The 18,248-nt window shown below is 72.0% G+C and carries 16 protein-coding genes and 4 pseudogenes; 17 read left to right on the top strand and 3 right to left on the bottom strand.

Annotation, left to right across the window (positions count from 1 at the left end; genetic code table 11):
- Positions 1-20 precede the first annotated feature (20 nt).
- From I8N67_RS24100 to I8N67_RS24080, 5 genes and pseudogenes are all read left to right on the top strand, one after another.
- On the top strand, positions 21-1,466 hold the full coding sequence (locus I8N67_RS24100; RefSeq protein WP_200305478.1) for a sensor histidine kinase: 1,446 nt from the start codon (positions 21-23) through the stop codon (positions 1,464-1,466).
- Positions 1,463-1,969: pseudogene (locus I8N67_RS24095) on the top strand (oxidoreductase C-terminal domain-containing protein); the annotation flags it as partial. The gene I8N67_RS24100 and the pseudogene I8N67_RS24095, both read left to right, overlap by 4 nt.
- The gene (locus tag I8N67_RS24090) at positions 1,950-2,789 is read left to right on the top strand and encodes an SDR family oxidoreductase (protein WP_200305389.1); all 840 of its coding nucleotides are present in this window, start codon (positions 1,950-1,952) and stop codon (positions 2,787-2,789) included. The pseudogene I8N67_RS24095 and the gene I8N67_RS24090, both read left to right, overlap by 20 nt.
- A 70-nt stretch (positions 2,790-2,859) precedes the next feature.
- Positions 2,860-4,692, top strand: a complete 1,833-nt coding sequence (locus I8N67_RS24085) for a flavin-containing monooxygenase (protein WP_200305387.1) — start codon at positions 2,860-2,862, stop codon at positions 4,690-4,692.
- A 17-nt stretch (positions 4,693-4,709) separates the two neighbouring features.
- Positions 4,710-6,340: pseudogene (locus I8N67_RS24080) on the top strand (hypothetical protein).
- Here I8N67_RS24080 and I8N67_RS24075 read toward each other — a convergent pair.
- Positions 6,325-7,203: a LysR family transcriptional regulator gene (locus tag I8N67_RS24075; RefSeq protein ID WP_200305385.1), complete on the bottom strand. Its 879-nt coding sequence runs from the start codon at positions 7,201-7,203 to the stop codon at positions 6,325-6,327. The pseudogene I8N67_RS24080 and the gene I8N67_RS24075 overlap by 16 nt on opposite strands.
- 68 nt (positions 7,204-7,271) lie before the next feature.
- Here I8N67_RS24075 and I8N67_RS24070 point away from each other — a divergent pair, with 68 nt between their 5' ends.
- From I8N67_RS24070 to I8N67_RS24020, 11 genes and pseudogenes are all read left to right on the top strand, one after another.
- Positions 7,272-8,180, top strand: coding sequence for an EamA family transporter (locus I8N67_RS24070; protein ID WP_234046197.1), 909 nt, complete (start codon positions 7,272-7,274; stop codon positions 8,178-8,180).
- A gap of 46 nt (positions 8,181-8,226) precedes the next feature.
- On the top strand, positions 8,227-8,916 hold the full coding sequence (locus tag I8N67_RS24065; protein ID WP_307835345.1) for a TetR/AcrR family transcriptional regulator: 690 nt from the start codon (positions 8,227-8,229) through the stop codon (positions 8,914-8,916).
- Positions 8,913-9,263, top strand: a complete 351-nt coding sequence (locus tag I8N67_RS24060) for a hypothetical protein (protein ID WP_200305381.1) — start codon at positions 8,913-8,915, stop codon at positions 9,261-9,263. The genes I8N67_RS24065 and I8N67_RS24060 overlap by 4 nt, the downstream gene beginning before the upstream one ends.
- Before the next feature lie 363 nt (positions 9,264-9,626).
- Positions 9,627-9,854 carry a CocE/NonD family hydrolase gene (locus I8N67_RS24055; protein WP_200305379.1) on the top strand — a complete coding sequence of 76 codons (228 nt, stop codon included), beginning with the start codon at positions 9,627-9,629 and terminating at the stop codon, positions 9,852-9,854.
- Complete coding sequence (locus tag I8N67_RS24050; protein ID WP_200305376.1) at positions 9,851-10,501, top strand: CocE/NonD family hydrolase; 651 nt, start codon at positions 9,851-9,853, stop codon at positions 10,499-10,501. Before I8N67_RS24055 ends, I8N67_RS24050 begins: the two co-directional genes overlap by 4 nt.
- A gap of 96 nt (positions 10,502-10,597) precedes the next feature.
- On the top strand, positions 10,598-11,248 hold the full coding sequence (locus tag I8N67_RS24045) for a GntR family transcriptional regulator (RefSeq protein WP_200305374.1): 651 nt from the start codon (positions 10,598-10,600) through the stop codon (positions 11,246-11,248).
- Between the two features lie 80 nt (positions 11,249-11,328).
- Positions 11,329-12,084 carry a PIG-L deacetylase family protein gene (locus tag I8N67_RS24040; RefSeq protein WP_200305372.1) on the top strand — a complete coding sequence of 252 codons (756 nt, stop codon included), beginning with the start codon at positions 11,329-11,331 and terminating at the stop codon, positions 12,082-12,084.
- The gene (locus tag I8N67_RS24035; protein ID WP_200305370.1) at positions 12,084-12,794 is read left to right on the top strand and encodes a 4-carboxy-4-hydroxy-2-oxoadipate aldolase/oxaloacetate decarboxylase; all 711 of its coding nucleotides are present in this window, start codon (positions 12,084-12,086) and stop codon (positions 12,792-12,794) included. Before I8N67_RS24040 ends, I8N67_RS24035 begins: the two co-directional genes overlap by 1 nt.
- Positions 12,791-13,879: a 4-oxalomesaconate tautomerase gene (locus tag I8N67_RS24030; RefSeq protein ID WP_200305368.1), complete on the top strand. Its 1,089-nt coding sequence runs from the start codon at positions 12,791-12,793 to the stop codon at positions 13,877-13,879. Before I8N67_RS24035 ends, I8N67_RS24030 begins: the two co-directional genes overlap by 4 nt.
- A gap of 10 nt (positions 13,880-13,889) precedes the next feature.
- A complete protein-coding gene (locus tag I8N67_RS24025) occupies positions 13,890-14,840 on the top strand; it encodes a catechol 2,3-dioxygenase (protein WP_200305366.1) in 951 nt (316 codons plus the stop codon).
- Positions 14,841-14,983: 143 nt separating this feature from the next.
- Positions 14,984-16,319, top strand: a pseudogene (locus I8N67_RS24020) (MFS transporter).
- A gap of 112 nt (positions 16,320-16,431) precedes the next feature.
- Here the strand turns inward: I8N67_RS24020 and I8N67_RS43925 are convergent.
- Entirely contained in the window at positions 16,432-16,884 is a 453-nt protein-coding gene (locus tag I8N67_RS43925) for an alpha/beta hydrolase fold domain-containing protein (RefSeq protein ID WP_307835344.1), read from the bottom strand.
- A 109-nt stretch (positions 16,885-16,993) separates the two neighbouring features.
- Positions 16,994-17,386, bottom strand: a pseudogene (locus I8N67_RS44285) (alpha/beta hydrolase); the annotation flags it as partial.
- A 228-nt stretch (positions 17,387-17,614) separates the two neighbouring features.
- Between I8N67_RS44285 and I8N67_RS24010 the strand changes: the two are divergent.
- On the top strand, positions 17,615-18,133 hold the full coding sequence (locus I8N67_RS24010; RefSeq protein WP_200305364.1) for a MarR family winged helix-turn-helix transcriptional regulator: 519 nt from the start codon (positions 17,615-17,617) through the stop codon (positions 18,131-18,133).
- Positions 18,134-18,248: the final 115 nt, after the last annotated feature.

The raw sequence follows: 18,248 nt of genomic DNA, 5'->3' as shown, positions 1-18,248 counted from the left end.
CCGCCCGAGTGACCGCCCGAGTGATCGCCCGACTCAAGCGGAGCTACCGGGGCATGCGCCTGGGCACCCGCCTCGCCCTCGGCCTCGGCGCCCTCGCGCTCGTCGTGTTCGCCGTCGTCGGCAGCACGCTGACCATGTACATGCGCGACTACCTGTCGGCGCAGCTCAACGAACAGCTGAAGATCGCCCAGATCGCCCAGTCCAAGAGCATCGCCGACTACGGCACGCTCGAGGGAAAGAAGTACTACCGCTGGTACTACGCGGTCTACGACGTCTCCGACGGCACCCCCGTGCTCCGCAAGCCCGAGGACGCCGCCGACGTGCCCGAGGACGTCGACGACTTCACCCTCGTGGCCAAGGCCCAGGCCGCGGCCGACACAGAGATCCTGCGCACCGAGCATCTCCGGGGCGAGGGCCAGTACAGGCTGCGGGCCTGCGAGGTCGAGCCCGGGGTGGTCCTGGTCAGCGCCGCGCCCCTGGACGACATCGACGACACCGTGGGCCAGCTGATCACGGTCCAGGTCGTCGCCTTCGTACTGGCCCTGATGGCGCTGGTGGTGTTCGGCCGGGCCACGCTGCGGCGCGGCCTGAAGCCGCTCAGCGACATGGCGCACACCGCCCGCGGCATCACCTCGCACGACCTGACGGACTCGGCACGGCTGCCGGTGCGCCACGACAACCGCGACGGCGGCCCCGAGGTCGAGGAACTGCGCACCGCCTTCAACACCATGCTGGAGCACATCGACGACGCGCTCGCCGTCCGCACCGAGGCCGAGCAGCGCCTGCGCCGCTTCGTCGCCGACGCCTCCCACGAACTGCGCACCCCCCTGATGTCCGTACGCGGCTACGCCGACCTCTTCCAGTACGCCGCCGCCCACAGCCCGGAAGAACGCGACAAGCACCTGGCCCGGCTGCGCGCCGAGGCCGCCCGCATGGGTTACCTGCTGGACGACCTGCTGATGCTCGCCCGCCTGGACGCCGCCGACGTGGAGACCCCGCTGCGGCTGGAGGAGGCCGATCTGGTGCAGTTGGCGGGCCAGGCGGCGGACGCCTTCCGGGCCGGCCGCCCCGACCACCCACTGACCGTCTCGACCGGCTCCCACCCGGTACGGCTACGCCACGACCCGCTGCGCGTCCGCCAGGTCCTCGACAACCTCCTCACCAACGCCGCCGTGCACACCCCGCCCGGCACGAAGGTCTCCCTGGAGGTGTCCGTCGAGTCCGGCACCGCCGAGGTGCGGATCACCGACTCCGGGCCCGGTATCCCGGCGGACGACCAGGAACGCGTCTTCGACCGGTTCTACCGCGTCGACAAGGCCCGCAGCCGCGACCGCGGCGGCAGCGGCCTGGGCCTCGCGGTCGCCCGCTCCCTGGTCCGCGCCCACGGCGGCACCATCGACCTGACCAGCGGGCCGGGCGCGACGACATTCACGGTCCGCCTGCCGCTGGGCGGGGAGGGCCTCTAGCGGACAGCGGCCTGTCCGTCGGCGACGGCGTCCTCTGCGACGAGTACTGCGAGGCCGCGAAGAACGTGTACGCGGCCGGTGACATCGCCCGCTGGTACAACCCGCTGTTCGGCACCTCGATGCGCGTCGAGCACCGCACCAACGCCGCCGAGCAGGGCATGGCGGCCGCCCGCAACCTGCTCGCCGGACCGGAGGCGCGCAAGCCGTTCGCTCCGGTGCCGTACTTCTGGTCCGACCAGTACGACATGAAGGTCCAGGCCTACGGCTATCTGCGCGGCCACGACGAGGTCGCCGTCGTCGACGGGGACCTGGCCGAACGCCGCTTCGTGGCCGTCTACCGCACCGGCGACCGGGTCACCGGCGCCCTCGCGGTCGGCATGCCGCCCAAGGCGATCCGGCAGTGGCGGCAGGCCATCGCGGCCGGCGAGCTCTGGCGCCAGGCGGTACCCGACCGCACACCCATCGCACTGAAGGAGGTCGACCATGGCGGAACAGCAGCCTGAGCAGGGTCGTGACGTGGTCGTGGTCACCGGAGCCGGCGGCATGGGCGTGGCGATCGCGCGCCGGCTCGGCAGCGGCCGGACCGTGTACCTCGCCGACGCCTCACAAGGTCAACTCGACCGGGCCGTCGACGCGTTGCGCGACGAGGGATACACGGTCGAGGGCGTCCTGACGGACGTCTCCGACCGCAAGTCCGTGGACGAACTGGCGCGGGCGGCGGCCTACGCGGGCCGCGTGGCCGCCGTCGTGCACACCGCGGGCGTCTCCGCCGCCCTCGGCTCGGCGCGGACGATCCTGGAGGTCAACCTGCTGGGCACGGCCCATGTCATCGACGCCTTCGAGCGTGTGGCCACCCGGGGCACGGCCATGGTCTGCGTCTCCAGCATGGCCGGCCACGTCGCCTCCCTGAGCCGCGAGGACGAGGCCGCCCTCGCCACGGCTCCCGTGGAGGAACTGCTCGGGCTCGGCGCGGTCACCGGCGTCGGGGACAGCGGGACGATGGCGTACATCGTCTCCAAGCGGGCCAACCACCTGCGTGTCGAGGGTGCCGCGCTCGCCTGGAACCGGCTCGGCGCCCGTATCAACAGCGTCAGCCCGGGCGTCATCACCACCGCCATGTCGAAGGCGGAGGCCGAGGGCCCGAGCGGCGCGCACATGCTCGCGATGCTGGAGACCAGCGGCGCGGGCCGCACCGGCACCCCGGCGGAGATCGCCGACGCCGTGGCATTCCTCACCGGCCCCGAAGCGCGTTACATCACCGGTACGGACCTGCTCGTCGACGGCGGACAGGCCGCCTGGCTCCGCCGCCACCGGCCCGCCTGACGACACCTCACCCGAGCGGGCCGCACCGCACGACCATCGCACCAGGCCAAGCCAAGCAGAGAGGACATCGATGACCACCCCCCACACCTCGTCCGCCCCCACGCCCCCGGACCCCGAAGAGCTGGGCTTCGACCCGGACGCCCTGCGCGCCCGGTACCGGGCCGAGCGCGAGCGCCGCATCCACCCGGACGGCGGCCGGCAGTACCAGCGGATCGCCGGTGAGTTCGTCTCCTACGACGCCGACCCCTACGCCGACCCGGAGTTCACCCGGGAACCGCTGCACGACCGGGTCGAGGCGGTCGTCATCGGCGGCGGGTTCGGCGGACTGCTCGCCGCGGCCCGGCTGCGACAGGCCGGTGTGGAGTCGATCCGGGTGATCGAGAAGGGCGGTGACTTCGGCGGCACCTGGTACTGGAACCGCTACCCGGGCATCCACTGCGACATCGAGTCCTACGTCTACCTGCCGTTGCTCGAAGAGGTCGGCTACGTCCCGAAGTGGAAGTACGCGCCCGGCGAGGAGATCCGGCAGCACACCCGCGCCATCGGCCGGCACTACGACCTCTACAGCGACGCCTGCTTCCAGACCGTGGCCACCGAACTCCGCTGGGACGAGACCGACCTGGAGTGGGTCGTCGCCACCGACCGGGGCGACCTGATGCGGGCCCGGTACGTGGTGGTCTCCAGCGGCACGCTCAGCCAGCCGAAGCTCCCCGGCATCCCCGGCATCGAGAACTTCAAGGGCCACACCTTCCACACCAGCCGCTGGGACTACGACTACACCGGCGGCGACGCCGACGGCGGTCTGACCGGCCTCGCCGACAAGCGCGTCGCCGTCATCGGCACCGGCGCCACCGCCATCCAGGTCGTCCCCCACCTCGGGGCCGACGCGGAGCACGTGTACGTCTTCCAGCGCACACCCTCGACGGTCGACGTCCGCGGCAACGGCCCCACCGACGAGGAGTGGGCGAAGACGCTCACCCCCGGCTGGCAGAGCCGGCGCATGGACAACTTCCTCAAGACCGTCACCGGGGTCAGGGTCGACGAGGACCTGGTCGGCGACGCCTGGACCAGCAGCGCCCGGCTCCAGGAGAAGCTGATCCCGACCGACGCGTACGCGGACGTCCCGGTGGACGAGCGCGAACGGGTCTACGAGATCGCCGACTTCCAGAAGATGAACGAGCTGCGCGACCGGGTGGCGGCCATCGTCGAGGACCCGGAGACCGCCGAGAAGCTGAAGCCCTGGTACCGCTACATGTGCAAGCGGCCCACCTTCAGCGACCACTACCTCCAGACCTTCAACCGGCCCAACGTCACCCTCGTGGACACCGCCGACACCCACGGCGTCGAGCGGATCACCGACAAGGCCGTCGTGGTCGGCGGGGTCGAGTCCGAGGTGGACTGCGTCATCTTCGCCACCGGCTTCGAGGTCGGCGTCTCGGGGCTGCTGTCCGGCCGGCTCCCGGCGTACGGCCGCGGCGGCGTCAGCCTGCTGGAGTCCTGGATGACGGCAGGACCGCAGACCCTCCACGGCTTCTACAGCCACGGCTTCCCCAACCTCTTCCAGCTCGGCCCCATGCAGAACGCCAGCGCCGTCAACTACGTCCACATCCTCGACCAGCAGTCGTCCCACATCGGCGAGGTCGTCGCCGAGGCCCGCAGGCGCCGCGCCCGCTACGTCGAGCCGACCGCCGAGGCCCAGGGCGCCTGGGTCGCCACGATCCGCGAGAAGGCCGCCGACCTGTACAAGTTCCACGCCGAGTGCACCCCCGGCTACTACAACAACGAGGGCAAGCCCCGCGAGCGCAGCGAGTCGTACGGCGACGGACCGGTCGCCTTCCACGAACTGCTGCGGCGCTGGCGCGCGGACGGCGGCATGGACGACGTCCTCGTGGGCGCCGAGTGAGCGGGACGGGAGCGGCCATGACCGATCGCCCCAACCGGTACGACGAGACCGGCGAACTCCGCGCCACCAGCACCCGCTGGGAGGCCCGGCGGCTCAACCCGCCGAACCCGCTGTGGGGTTCCAACGGCGTCGCCTTCGGCCCCGACGGGCGGCTGTACGTGGCGCAGTTCCTCGCCGGACAGATCAGCGCCGTCGACCCGGCCACCGGGGACGTCGACATCGTCGTCCCGATGGACAGCCCGGTGCAGTCGCCGGACGACCTCGCCTTCGGCGCGGACGGCTCGATGTACATAGCCGACCTGGTGCCCGGCCGGGTGTGGCGCCGCAGTCCGCTGGGGGAGTACACGCTCGTCTCCGACGACGTGCACAACCCCAACGGCATCACCCGTATCGGCGACCGGCTCTTCATCAACGAGATGAAGCCGAACGGCCGCCTGATGGAACTCTTCCCGGACGGCGGCGACCCGGTCGTGCTGACCGAGGGCCTGGCCCTCGGCAACGCGATGCAGCGCGGCCCGGACGGCCATCTCTACTACCCGCACATGATCACCAGCCAGGTCTGGCGGATCCCGCCGGACGGCGGGGTGCCCGAGGTGGTCTCCGAGGACGTGCACGAGCCCGTCGCGGTCCGCTTCGACCAGGGCGGCGTCATGCACGTCGTGTCGCGCGGCGTGGAAGGCATCGTCACCCGCATCGACCTGCACGGCGGCGGGTCCCGCACGCTCGTCACCAGCGGGCTGAAGGGGCTGGACAACGCGGCGTTCGACGCGGAGAACCGCATGTTCGTCTCCAGCTACGCCGCCGGCGGCATCTCCGAGCTGCACCCCGACGGCCGCACCCGTGACCTCGTGCCCCGTGGCTTCGGCGGTCCCTACGGCGTGACGGTCGACCTCGGCGGCACGGTGTACGCGGCCGACCACTACCGGCTGGCGAGCCCGGCGGCCGACGAGGTGACCACGCACCTCCTGCTGCCCTTCGCCCACGGCATCACCGCCGAGGGCGAACTGCTGCACTACACCTCGCAGTTCGGCAATGTGCAGACCTACGACCCCGAGTCCGGGACCAGGCGGGAACGGGCGCGCGGGCTCGACCGGCCCATCGGGATCGCGGTGGGACCGGACGGGTCGCTGGTGGTCGCGGAGGCGGGCGCGGGCCGGATCGTGGCCATCGAGGACGGCGAAGAGGAAGGCGGCACCGTGACCGTGCTCGCCGAAGGGCTCGACCGGCCCACGGACGTGGCCTTCGACGCGGAGGGCCGCCTCTACGTCAGCGAGGAACGGCTCGGGACGGTGCTCCGGATCGACGAGGCCGGCAAGTCTGCCGTCGTGGCGGACGGGCTCGGCGCACCGCAGGGACTGGCAGTCCTGGGCGGGGAGTTGTTCACGGTGGAGACCGGGCATCGTCGGCTGTGCGCGATCTCCCTCGCCACGAGGGAGCGGCGGATCGACGCGGAGGACCTGCCGGTCGGACCGCCCCGGGGGTCGTCCCGCGCGCCGAACCGGCGTTGTTCGCGGACGTCATGCCCGGCATGGCCCGCCGCTTCGCGGGCCTCGCCGCCGCCCCGGACGGGACGCTCCTGCTGTCGGCCAACGGCGAGGGCACCGTGCTGCGGCTGACGCCGAAGCCAGGGGCTCAGCCGGAGCGGTAGAGCTCCGACAGCAGTTCGATGGCGGCCTGGGTGGCGGGATGCGGATCGTCCCGCCACCAGGCGAGCCGTACGGCGATGGGCTCGGCGTCGCGCACCGGCCGGTAGACGATGCCGGGCCGCCGGTACTGGTTGGCGGTGGACTCCGGGGTCACGCCGATGGCACGGCCCGCGGCGATCGTGGTCAGCCACTCGTCGACGTCATGCGACTCCTCGGTCGCCGGGCGGGCGTCGGGCGGCCACAGTTCCGTGGTGGTCGTGCCGGTCCGGCGGTCCACCAGCAGGGTGCGCCCGCTCAGGTCCGCGAGCCGCACCGAGCGGCGCCGGGCCAGCGGATCGTCTGCGGCCATCGCGCACAGCCGGCGCTCCAGGCCCACGATGGCCGCGTCGAACCGGCGGTCGTCCGGCGGCCGCCGCACCACGGCGAGGTCACACGCGCCCTCCGCGAGCCCGGCTGTCGCGGAGTTGGCCCGGAGGAACTGCAACTCCGTCTCCGGATGCGTGGCACTCCAACGGCGCTGGAACGTCAGCGTGTGCCGGCCGAGCGCCGACCAGGCGTAGCCGATCCGCAGCCGGACATGACCCGAGGTGGCCTCCCGCACCAGTTCCTCCACCTCACCGAGCACCCGCCGCGCGTGCGAGACCACCCGCAGGCCGGTCGGCGTCGGGGTCACCTCGCGGGAGGTCCGCCGCAACAGCCGTACGCCCAGCGTGCGTTCGAGCGAGGCCAGGGTGCGGGACACCGCCGCCTGGGAGACGTCGAGCGCGATGGCGGCATCGGTGAACGTGCCCTCCTCGACGATCGCGACGAGACAGCGCAGCTGCCGCAGTTCCACACCCCGGACGGCCGGGTCGGTGACATCCATGACTCCAGCGTATGGATCGCGGCGGTGATGCATTTTGCGCAACCGCCGCCCGGGCGCACGATCGGCGCATGGACACCGCCGCTGCCTCCGCCCCCGCCGCCTCCGGAACGGTCCCAGGGCCCCCGGCCCCGGCCCCCGAGCCGGGCGGGGCCCAGCCGGCCGGTGTCCTCACGATGGTCGGCTGCGGGGTGTCCAACCAGGTCGGTGCCGCGCTGGGCTCGCTGGCCTTCCCGGTGCTCGGGCCCGCCGGGGTGGTCGCGATACGCCAGTACGTCGCAGCGATCGTCCTCGTGGCCGTCGCCCGGCCCCGGCCGCGTTCCTTCACCGCGCGGCAGTGGTGGCCGGTGGTGCTGCTGGCGCTGGTGTTCGGGACGATGAATCTGTCGCTGTACACCGCCATCGACCGCATCGGCCTGGGGCTCGCGGTGACCCTGGAGTTCCTCGGCCCGCTCGCCATCGCCCTGGCCGGCTCACGCCGCCGGGTGGACGCGTGCTGCGCGGCGATCGCCGCCGTGGGTGTCGTCGCCCTGATGCGTCCGCAGCCGTCCGCCGACCACCTCGGCATGGGGCTCGGCCTCCTCGCCGCCGTCTGCTGGGCGTCGTACATCCTCCTGAACCGCACCGTCGGCCGGCGTGTCCCTGGCGCCCAGGGCGCCGCGGTCGCCGCCGGGCTCTCCGCGCTGGCCTTCCTGCCGGTCGGCGTCGTGGTCGTGCTCCGGCACCCGCCGACCGCCGGGGCCGTCGGCTACGCGATCGCCGCCGGCATCCTGGCCTCGGCCGTGCCGTACCTCGCGGATGTGTTCACCCTGCGCCGCGTGCCCGCCCAGACCTTCGGGCTCTTCATGAGCGTCAACCCCGTCCTGGCCGCCCTGGCCGGCTGGATCATGCTCGGACAGGACCTGGGCCCGATCGAGTGGACCGCCATCGGCGCGGTGGTCACGGCGAACGCGTTGAGCATCGCCGTACCTCGGAGCTGATCACGGTCGGCGCGGTCTTCCTGGACACTTGCTCATTTCTTGACAGGTGTCCATCACCGTGGTCATGAAGCCGGAACTACCCGAGCCGACGGAGCCGCCGCCGCCGAATCCACAGCCGACGGCCACCCCGCCGCCCATGGACCGCCGGGTCCGCCGCTCGCGGGCCGCGTTGATGCGGGCCGCGAGCGCCCTGGTCACCGAGCGGGGCAGCACGGCCGTGACGGTCTCCGAGATCGCCGAGGCCGCCGATGTGAGCCGGCAGGTGCTGTACCAGCAGTTCGGCGACCGCGACGGGCTGCTGCTCCAGGCCGCGCTGGACCTCGCCCGGCGTGAACTGATCGAGGGCGCCGCCCACAACTCGGCGGACATGACCGACCGCACCGGAGTGCTGGCCATGGCGCGGCACTTCGCGGAACACCGCGGGTTCTACCGGGCGATGCTCACCGGGTCCTGCGCGTTCGAACTGAACGCGGCGCTGACCGAACTGATCATCCCGGTCAACCGGCAGGTCGTACGCCGGCGGTACGGCGCCCATCTCGAACCGGAACTGGCCGAGGACCTGACGACGTTCCTGACCGGCGGTGCCTCCGCCGTCGTCAACACCTGGGTCGTGGCGGGCGCGGAGCCGCTGGACCCGGAGGAGTTCATCGACCGGCTCATGCGGATGGTGCCCGTGGTCACCGCCGCGCTGGGCCGGTCCACCACACCCCCACCGGAACAGGAGCAACGCCGGTGAATCTGAGCAGCCATCTGATCCAGCGCGCGCTGAAACTGCCCCCGCCGCTCACCCGCGACGTCGTGGTCGAGCGCGACCTGCGGGTGCCGATGCCCGACGGCGTGGACCTGCTGGCCGACCGCTGGGCGCCCCGCACCGGCGCCGAGGGCCTGCCGACCGCGCTGATCCGCTGCCCGTACGGCAGGCGGGGTGCGGTCGCCCTCGGGGCGGTCAGACCGCTGGCCGAGCGTGGCTACCGAACCCTTGCCCACACCTCCACCTTTCAGGGTGGAGGTGTGGGGCATCCTGGCTCCAACGGCCCGGAGGGCCGCAGATCCATGGCGGGATCGCCTTGTCCGACAACGTAGTTGTCGGACCTACCGCCGGTCGGGCGGGAAGTCAGGCCTGTGGAGGCCGTGTAAGACCGACCTCACCGGTCGGCAGGGGCCCGTGAAGCAGGAACCCAAGGGGGTGCGGCGTAGCGGCACGGACCGGAATCTCCTGCCCTCGGGCAGGAGAGGGCGTCAACAGGTGCTGATCCAGAGCACCCGCGGTGGCTCGGCTCCGGCGGCTCCCCGACCACATGGTCGGGCAGCCGTGGGCCGGTGACCCGACCGTGCTGATCGGCACCAGCTACATGGGCTATGAGCAGTCGGCGGTGGACATCCTCGCCCACGACACCGACGACCCGCACTGGACCGACCTCGACCACCGCAAGCGCGTGGCCGACGGTGACCGTCCCGTTCAGCTCGATCGGAGGCTGGTACGACATCTTCCTGCCCGGCCAGATACGCGACTTCACGACCCTCCGGGCGGCCGGACGGGAGGCGCGGCTGACCATTGGCCCCTGGACGCACACGTCGGTCGACAGCACCGTCGCGTGCGAGGCCGTCGAGTTCGGCCTCGCCCACGCACGCGGCGAACAGCCCCCGGAGCGCGCCCGGTACGGCTGTACGTGACGGGCCAGGACGCCTGGCGCGACTTCGAGTCCTGGCCGCCGAAGGGGTACGAGGAGCAGCGCTTCCACCTCCACCCCGGCGGGACGCTGGCCGTCGGACCGCCCCTAGCCTCGGCACCGGACACCTACCGTTACGACCCGGCCGACCCCACACCCTCCGTCGGCGGTGTCGCCATGCCGCCCGGCGCGGGCCGCGTCGACAACACCGAGCTGGAGGCCCGTGCGGACGTGCTCACCTACACCACCGCCGTGCTCGACGAGTACGTCGAGGTCGTCGGCGGGGTGCGCGCCGAGGTGTGGTTCAGCTCCAGCCTGCCGTACGCCGATGTCTTCGTCCGGCTCTGCGACGTCGACGCCAAGGGCCGCTCCGTCAATGTCTGCGACGGTCTGACCAGCCTGGCCGGCGCCGACGCACCCGGCCGCGCCACCGTCCGCCGCTGGCCGACCGCGCACCGCTTCCGGCGCGGCCACCGCATCCGGGTCCAGCTCTCCAGCGGCGCGTTTCCGCGCTATGCCCGCAACCCCGGCACCGGCGAACCCCTCGCCACCGCCACCACCCTGCGCGCGGCCGACCAGAGGGTCCATCACGACCCGGCGCGCCCTTCGGCGGTGATCCTCCCGGTGCGCCAGACGCGCGGTACGGCGTAAGCGGCGGAAACAGTGCGAACCCTGTGGGAACAAAATTGTTGACAATCCTGTTGGCCTAGATTTACGTTCGACAGGCACTCACTCAGGGAGGGCACGATGCAGGAGGAAGCCCGTCCGGGCACCGGAGAGCAGGCCAAACAGCTCGCGTTGGCGAAGCTGCGGCAGGCGATCCTGCACGGCGAGATGGCACCGGCCCAACGGCTGGTGGAGAACGAACTCGCCGAGCAGTTCGGTGTGACACGGGCCAGCATCCGCGCGGCACTGATCGATCTGGAGGCCGAGGGACTGGTCGAGCGGATCCGCAACCGGGGCTCGCGGGTGCGGGTGGTGAGCGTGGAGGAAGCGGTCGCCATCAGCGAGTGCCGTATGGCCCTGGAAGGGCTGTGCGCGGCGAAGGCGGCTACCCTGGCCACCGACGACCAGCTGGCCGAGCTGGCCGACATCGGTACGGCGATGACCAAGGCCGTGGCCGACGGCGAGCCGGTGACGTACTCCGAGCTCAATCAGCGACTGCACGCCCGCATCCGGGAGATCTCCGGTCAGCAGGTGGCGGTGGAGCTGCTGGAGCGGCTCAACGCCCAACTGGTACGCCACCGTTTCCAGCTCGCGCTGCGGCCGGGACGGCCCCAGCACTCCCTGAGTGAACACCTGGCCATGATCGAGACGATCACGGCGAGGGACCCGCGGGCGGCCGAGGATGCCGTCCGCGCCCACCTCATGAGCGTGATCACCGCGCTGCGCGAATAGCCGCACCGCGCACGACGCTCCGGGGTGGGCAGACAGGCCTGTTCGGCCTGTCCGGTCTGTCCACCAAGGAGATTCAGCAGATGACGGATGGCACGGCGCCCGCCGCCACCCCACCACGATCGACCCTGGTCATCACCGCGCACGCGGGTGACTTCGTGTGGAGGGCCGGCGGCGCCATGGCCCTGGCGGCCGCACGCGGGGAGCTGGTCACCATCGCCTGCCTGACCTTCGGGGAGCGCGGCGAGTCCGCGAAGGCCTGGCGCGAGGGCCGGCGGTTGGAGGAGATCAAGACGATCCGCCGGGAGGAGGCCGAGAAGGCCGCCGCCACCCTCGGCGCCGGGATCGTCTTCTTCGACGCAGGCGACTACCCGCTGCTCGGCACCCCCGAACTCACCGACCGGCTGGTCGCCACCTACCGCGCGGCCCAGCCGGACGTGGTCCTCACCCACCCGCTCCAGGACCCGTACAACGGCGACCACCCGGCCGCCGCCCGGATGGCCCTGGACGCCCGCGTGCTCGCCCAGGCCATCGGCTACCCGTCCGAGGGCGAGATCATCGGCGCCCCGCCGGTGTTCTTCTTCGAGCCGCACCAGCCCGAGATGTGCGGTTTCAAGCCTGAGGTCCTCCTCGACATCACCGAGGTCTGGGACACCAAGCGCAAGGCCATGGAGTGCCTCGGCGCCCAGCGGCACCTGTGGGACTACTACACCGACCTCGCCGTACGCCGGGGCGTCCAGCTCAAGCGCAACGCGGGCCCCAACCTGGGGCTCGCCCACAAGACGATGGCGGAGGCGTACATGCGCCCCTACCCGCAGGTCACGGAGGTGCTGGACTGATGGGCGGCGTGATCGTCACCAACCCGCCGAAGGCGGACGCCAAGGACGTCGAGGCGATCGCCGGGTACGGCGTCGCCACCGTCCACGAGGCGATGGGCCGCACCGGCCTGCTCGGCACCCACCTCCGCCCGGTCCAGCAGGACACCCGGATCGCGGGCACCGCCGTCACCGTGCTCTCCTGGCCCGGCGACAACCTCATGATCCACGCCGCCGTCGAGCAGTGCGGAGAGGGTGACATCCTCGTCGTCACCACCACCTCGCCCTCCACCGACGGCATGTTCGGCGAACTCTTCGCCACCGCCCTCCAGCGGCGCGGCGTACGCGGCCTGATCATCAACGCGGGCATCCGCGACACCACCGAACTGCGCGCCATGGACTTCCCCGCCTGGGCCGCCGCCGTCAGCCCGCAGGGCACGGTCAAGGCCACCGGCGGCTCCGTCAACGTCCCCGTGGCCATCGGCGGCCAACTCGTCCGCCCCGGCGACGTGATCCTCGCCGACGACGACGGCGTGGTCGTCGTATCCCGGGAGAGGGCCGGCCGGGTGGCCGAGGCCGCCGAGGCCCGCGAACAGAAGGAGGCCGCCTCCCGCGCCGCCTTCCTCGACGGCCAACTCGGCCTGGACCGCTACGGGTTGCGCGAAACCCTCGTACGCCTCGGAGTGACCTACCGGTCCTACGAGGAGTACGTCGCCGAGGAGAGGGAGTCGTGACCGGCCGGCCCGAGGGGGTCCGCTGCATGCTGTTGCGCGGCGGCACCTCCAAGGGCGCCTACTTCCTCGCCGGGGACCTGCCAGCCGACCCGGCCGCCCGCGACGACCTGCTGCTGCGGGTCATGGGCAGCCCCGACCCGCACCAGATCGACGGCCTGGGCGGGGCCCACCCCCTGACCAGCAAAGTGGCTGTGGTGTCGCTCTCGGCCGGACCCGAGGCCGACGTCGACTACCTGTTCCTCCAAGTCGGCGTCGACAAGCCGGAGGTGAGTGACCGTCAGAACTGCGGCAACCTCCTCGCCGGGGTCGGCCCGTTCGCGCTGGAACGCGGACTGGTGACCGCCGGCGAGCCGGAGACCTCCGTACGCATCCGGATGCTCAACACCGGCGACCTCGCCGTCGCGACCTTCCCCACCCCCGGCGGCCGGATCGCGGTCACCGGGGGCGCCGAGATCTCCGGGGTGCCGGGGACGGCCGCGCCGGTGGTGATCGAGTTCCCGATGAGCGGCAGCCCGCTGCTGCCCACCGGCAACGCCCGTGACCTCGTCGCCGGCACGGAGGTCACCTGCGTGGACAACGGCATGCCGACCGTCCTGATTCCCGCCACCGTCCTCGACGTCACCGGCTACGAGGCGCCGAGAGAACTGGAGGAGAACGGGGTTCTCGCCGGCCGGCTGCGCGAGATCAGGCTGGCGGCGGGCCGGCTGATGGGCCTCGGCGACGTCGAGCACACCACCGTGCCCAAGCTCACCCTGCTCGCGCCGCCCCGGGACGGCGGCGCGGTCACCACCCGCACCTTCATCCCGGTGCGCTGCCACACCTCCATCGGCGTGCTCGGCGCCGCGAGCGTGGCGGCCGGGCTGCGCGTCGTGGGCGGCGTCGGCGAGGGCACGGCCCAACTCCCGCCCACCGGTGACCGATTGCGCATCGAGCACCCCACCGGCTTCCTCGACATCGAGAGCGGCGTGGCGTACGGCCGGGGCGGCAGCCCCACGGCGAGCCGCACCGCCGTCGTACGCACCGCCCGCAAGATCTTCGACGGCACGGTCTTCCCCCGGCCCGCCGTACCCGCTTCCCACTCCTAAGGAGTCGCTGATGGCCCCGCCGCTCGGCGACATCGCCCACCTCGGGCATGTCGAACTGCTCACCCCCGACCTCGACCGCAGCCTCTGGTTCTTCACCGAGATCCTGGGCCTGACCGAGAACGGCCGCTCCGACGGCTCGGTCTACCTGCGGACCTGGGACGACTACGAGCACCACAGCCTGACCCTCACCGCCCACTCCACCAACGGCATCCGCCGCACCGCCCTGCGCACCTCCTCCGAAGAGGCCCTCCAGCGCCGGGTCAAGGAGCTGACCAACACCGGCCGCGCGGGCCGCTGGGTCGAGGACGAACCCGGCATCGGCCGGCTCTACGTCACCACCGACCCCGACGGCCACGAGGTGGCCCTGTACTGGGAGAGCGAGTGGTACGAGGCGCCGGCCGACCTCAGGCCGGGGCTGAAGAACCAGCCCCAGGCCAAACCCGGCCACGGCGTCGGCGTACGCCGCCTCGACCACGTCAACTTCCTCGCCGCCGACGTCGGGGCCAACGCCGCCTTCACCCGCGAGGTGCTGGGCGCCCGCGCCACCGAACAGATCGTCCTCGACACCGGGAAGGTCGCCGCCCAGTGGCTGACCTTCACCAACAAGTCGTACGACGTCGTCTACACGGAGGACTGGACCGGCTCGCAGGGGCGCCTGCACCACATCGCGTTCGCCACCGACACCCGCGAGGACATCCTCCGGGCCGCTGATCTCTGCCTCGACCAGGGCGTGTTCATCGAGACCGGCCCGCACAAGCACGCCATCCAGCAGACGTTCTTCCTGTACGTCTACGAGCCGGGCGGCAACCGGATCGAGCTCTGCAACCCGCTCACCCGGCTCCTGCTGGCCCCCGACTGGCCGCTGATCACCTGGACCCAGGAGGAGCGTTCCAAGGGCCAGGCCTGGGGTCTGAAGACCATCGAGTCGTTCCACACGCACGGCACACCGCCGGTCGGCTGACGGGTACGGGTACGGGTTCCGCTCCGAGCCGGACGCGACTCAATCGTTGCCAAGATTGTTGACAAAAATGTTGACTCTTTTGGGCGGCTGCTTAGCGTCTGGCTCACCCCCCTTGCTTCGACTGGTTCGAGAGGGAAACAAAGATGTCCTCCTCCCCGCCCCTGACCGCTCGCGTCGGGAAGCTGGCCGCCCTGGCCGTGGGCCTGTGCTGGCTGGCCGTCCTCTTCGACGGCCTCGACATGTTCATCTACGGCTCGGTGCTGCCGCACATGCTGGCGGAGAAGGCCCTCGGTCTCACCCCGGACCGGGCCGGTGACCTGGGCAGTTACGCCACGTTCGGGATGCTGATCGGCGCCCTGACGGCGGGCACGGTCGCCGACCGGATCGGCCGCCAGAAGCTGATGGTCGGCTGCGTCGCGCTCTTCTCGCTGGCCTCCGGCCTCCGGCCTCTGCGCGATGGCGAACAGCGTCGGCGTCTTCGGCCTCGGCCGTACCCTCGCCGGCATCGGCCTCGGCGGTCTGCTGCCGACCGCCATCAGCATGGTCTCCGACTACGCCCCGCGCGGCCGCGCCGCCCTCACCATCGGCATGCTGATGACCGCCCACCACGCCGGCGGCATCCTCTCCGCGTACATCGCCCTGTGGGTCGTGGAGCCCCTCGGCTGGCGCGCCGCCTTCTGGATCTGCGTGACCCCCCTGCTGTTCGTCCCGGTGCTCGCCAAGTTCATGCCCGAGTCGCTGAGCTTCCTGGTGGCCAAGGGCCGCCTGGACGAGGCCGCGCGGTTGGCCCGCCGCTTCGACGTCGAACTGCCCGTCGCCGACGAGAAGAAGAAGGACGCCGCCGACCGCTGGAACGCCCTCGCCAACCTCTTCCGCGGCGGCGAGTGGACCCAGACCCTCCTGTACTGGGTGGCCTCCTTCGGCGGTCTGCTGCTCGTCTACGGCGTCGCCACCTGGCTGCCGACCCTGATGCGGAGCGAGGGCTACGAACTGGGCTCCGCGCTGACCTTCGTGGTCCTGTTCAACCTCGGCGGCATCGTGGGCATGCTCGTCGCCGGCCGGGCCGCCGACAGCTTCGGCGCCCCCCGCATCTCGTCGATCTGGTTCGCGCTGACCGCCGCGGGAGTCTTCCTGCTCAGCGTCCGGATGCCGCTGGGTGTGACCTTCCTGGTCGTCTTCCTCACCGGAGTTTTCCTCAACAGCGCCCAGACCATGATCTATGCGACGGTCTCCATCCGCTCCGACCCGGGCAACCGCGCCACCGCCGTCGGCTGGACCTCCGGTATGGGCCGCTTCGGCGCCGTCTTCGGCCCCTGGCTCGGCGGCCAGCTCCTCGCCGCCGGCAACGGCGACTGGGGCTTCACCGCCTTCGCCCTCGCCGGCGTCTCCTCCATGGTCTTCATCGGCATCGCCGCCCTGCGCACCTCCCGGCAGGCCCCGCGCAACGATCTCGAGAAGTCGCTGTCGCCGACCGGCTGAGCACCACGGAGAGGGCCGGCCCGAAGCTCCGGGCCGGCCCTCTCCGCGTGCGGGGTCTCAGCGTGCTCGTCGGGGCCGCGCTCCGCCGTACGGCGGGCCCTCGGCGACAGCCCTACGAAGCTCCCTCGGCGAACGCCCGCCGCACCTGCTCCGCGATCAGCGGATACACCTCACGGGCCTTGTCCTCGTCCGTGTTGTCGTAGCCGTGGTCGGCCCCGGTGACGTCGTGGTGACCGACAAGCGCGCCGGCCGTGCGCAGCCGGTCGGCGTAGGCGACGCCCTCCGCCCTGAGGAGGTCGTGCTCGGCCGTGACGACGAAGGCCGGGGCGATGGCCTTGAGGTCGGCGGTGTCCGAGGGGTGCGCGGGGGAGGCGAGGCGGTCGGCGCGCTGCTTCCGGTCCGGGATGTACGCGCTGTCGAAGATGTCCGCCATCCACGGGCGCAGCACCGGCTTGGCGACGGCGGCCCGCTTGTCGCGGGCGGCGGTGGCCAGGTCGAGCGGGGGATAGTGCAGGACCTGGAGGGCGATGGCGGGGCCGGCCTCCTCCAGGGCCTGGCGGGCCACCGCGGCCGCGAGCCGCGATGGCGGGGCCGGCCTCCTCCAGGGCCTGGCGGGCCACCGCGGCCGCGAGCCCGCCGCCGGCGCTCTGACCGCCCACGGAGAGCCGGTCCCCGTCCCAGCCGTGCTCGTCCCCGTGTCCGGCGGCCCACCGCACGACCTCGTACGCCTGCCGGGGCGGCGCCGGGAACGGGTGCTGCGGGGCGACCACGTAGTCCACGTTGAGCACGGCGACACCCGCCTCGACGGCGAGACACCGGCACAACGAGTCGTCCAGCTCGATCTGCGGCATGACATAGCCGCCGCCGTGGAAGTTGACGTGGATCGGCGGCGGGGGAGCGCCCTCGGTGGCGGCGGGCAGGTACAGCACGGCGCGGGCCGGGCCGAACGAGGTGGGCACGGTCAGTTCGCGGGTGGCGCAGGTGTACTCGGGGAGCCGGGCGAGCCAGGAGGCGGTGGAACCGGACCCACTGGCCCGTCGGCTCGCCAGCGCCAGCAGACGCTGCATCGCCTTGGCCGCGAGGGCGGCCACCGCCGGGCGGGCGAGAAGAGGCATGAAGGCTCCGTTTCGGTCCGAGGGCGCTCGACCACCATCGGGAGCGCGCCTTCGTTGAGGAAACCAATCAACAGGAATCCTGTCAATCGGCGCCCGATCGTACCGCCCGGCGTCCCCGTTGACCATCAACGGGGCGATGAACTTACTTGAGTCAGGCAACAAGATGGTAAAGTGGATCCCATGTCCCCATCACCACCACCCTCCGACACCGCCTCCCCGGAAGTGATCGAGATCGAGCGAGCCCTCACTCGCATCACGTACCTCAGCACCCGGGCCCGCGCGCACGAGCGCCTGATGAGCCTGGCCGACGTGCCGCTGGACCGTGCCGCCGTGGCCCTGCTGCGCCAGATCGCCGACTCCGAGCCGCTGCGCCCGGGGGAGCTGGCCAACCGCCTCGGCGTCGAGGCCTCCCACGTCACCCGCCAGGTCCAGCAGCTCCAGAAGTCCGGCTACGTCACCCGCGTACCCGACCCGGACGACCGCCGCGCCCAGCGCATCGAGCTGACACCTGTCGGCAAGCAGGCCATAGGCCGCATCCGTGAAGCCGGGGTCCGCGGCATGCAGATGGCGCTGTCCGGCTGGGAGCCCGAGGAACTCCAGCAGCTCGCGGGTCTGTTCCACCGTATGGTCGACGACTTCCTCGCCCATGCCAACGACCCCGTGGAGCAGGAGCCGGCGGGCCCGGCCCGGACCGGCTGACTCCCTCCGACGGCACCCTCGCCCCGCCCCGACCCGCCGCTCGGGCCGGGGCCGCGCCTTTTTCGCCGGACCGCGCCGAGGCGCGAAGCCTCAGGCGGAGCGCCTCAGGCGGAGC

The organism is Streptomyces adelaidensis, from assembly GCF_016598475.1.
Classification (GTDB): Bacteria; Actinomycetota; Actinomycetes; order Streptomycetales; family Streptomycetaceae; genus Streptomyces; species Streptomyces adelaidensis.
This window is presented reverse-complemented; position numbering and strand designations above follow the sequence as displayed.

Bases quoted from the DNA above. Each gene is read 5' to 3' on its own strand.
- I8N67_RS24090 (WP_200305389.1), top strand. From the start codon at position 1,950: ATGGCGGAACAGCAGCCTGAGCAGGGTCGTGACGTGGTCGTGGTCACC.
- I8N67_RS24085 (WP_200305387.1), top strand. From the start codon at position 2,860: ATGACCACCCCCCACACCTCGTCCGCCCCCACGCCCCCGGACCCCGAA.
- I8N67_RS24075 (WP_200305385.1), bottom strand. From the start codon at position 7,203: ATGGATGTCACCGACCCGGCCGTCCGGGGTGTGGAACTGCGGCAGCTG.
- I8N67_RS24070 (WP_234046197.1), top strand. From the start codon at position 7,272: ATGGACACCGCCGCTGCCTCCGCCCCCGCCGCCTCCGGAACGGTCCCA.
- I8N67_RS24045 (WP_200305374.1), top strand. From the start codon at position 10,598: ATGCAGGAGGAAGCCCGTCCGGGCACCGGAGAGCAGGCCAAACAGCTC.
- I8N67_RS24040 (WP_200305372.1), top strand. From the start codon at position 11,329: ATGACGGATGGCACGGCGCCCGCCGCCACCCCACCACGATCGACCCTG.
- I8N67_RS24035 (WP_200305370.1), top strand. From the start codon at position 12,084: ATGGGCGGCGTGATCGTCACCAACCCGCCGAAGGCGGACGCCAAGGAC.
- I8N67_RS24025 (WP_200305366.1), top strand. From the start codon at position 13,890: ATGGCCCCGCCGCTCGGCGACATCGCCCACCTCGGGCATGTCGAACTG.
- I8N67_RS24010 (WP_200305364.1), top strand. From the start codon at position 17,615: ATGTCCCCATCACCACCACCCTCCGACACCGCCTCCCCGGAAGTGATC.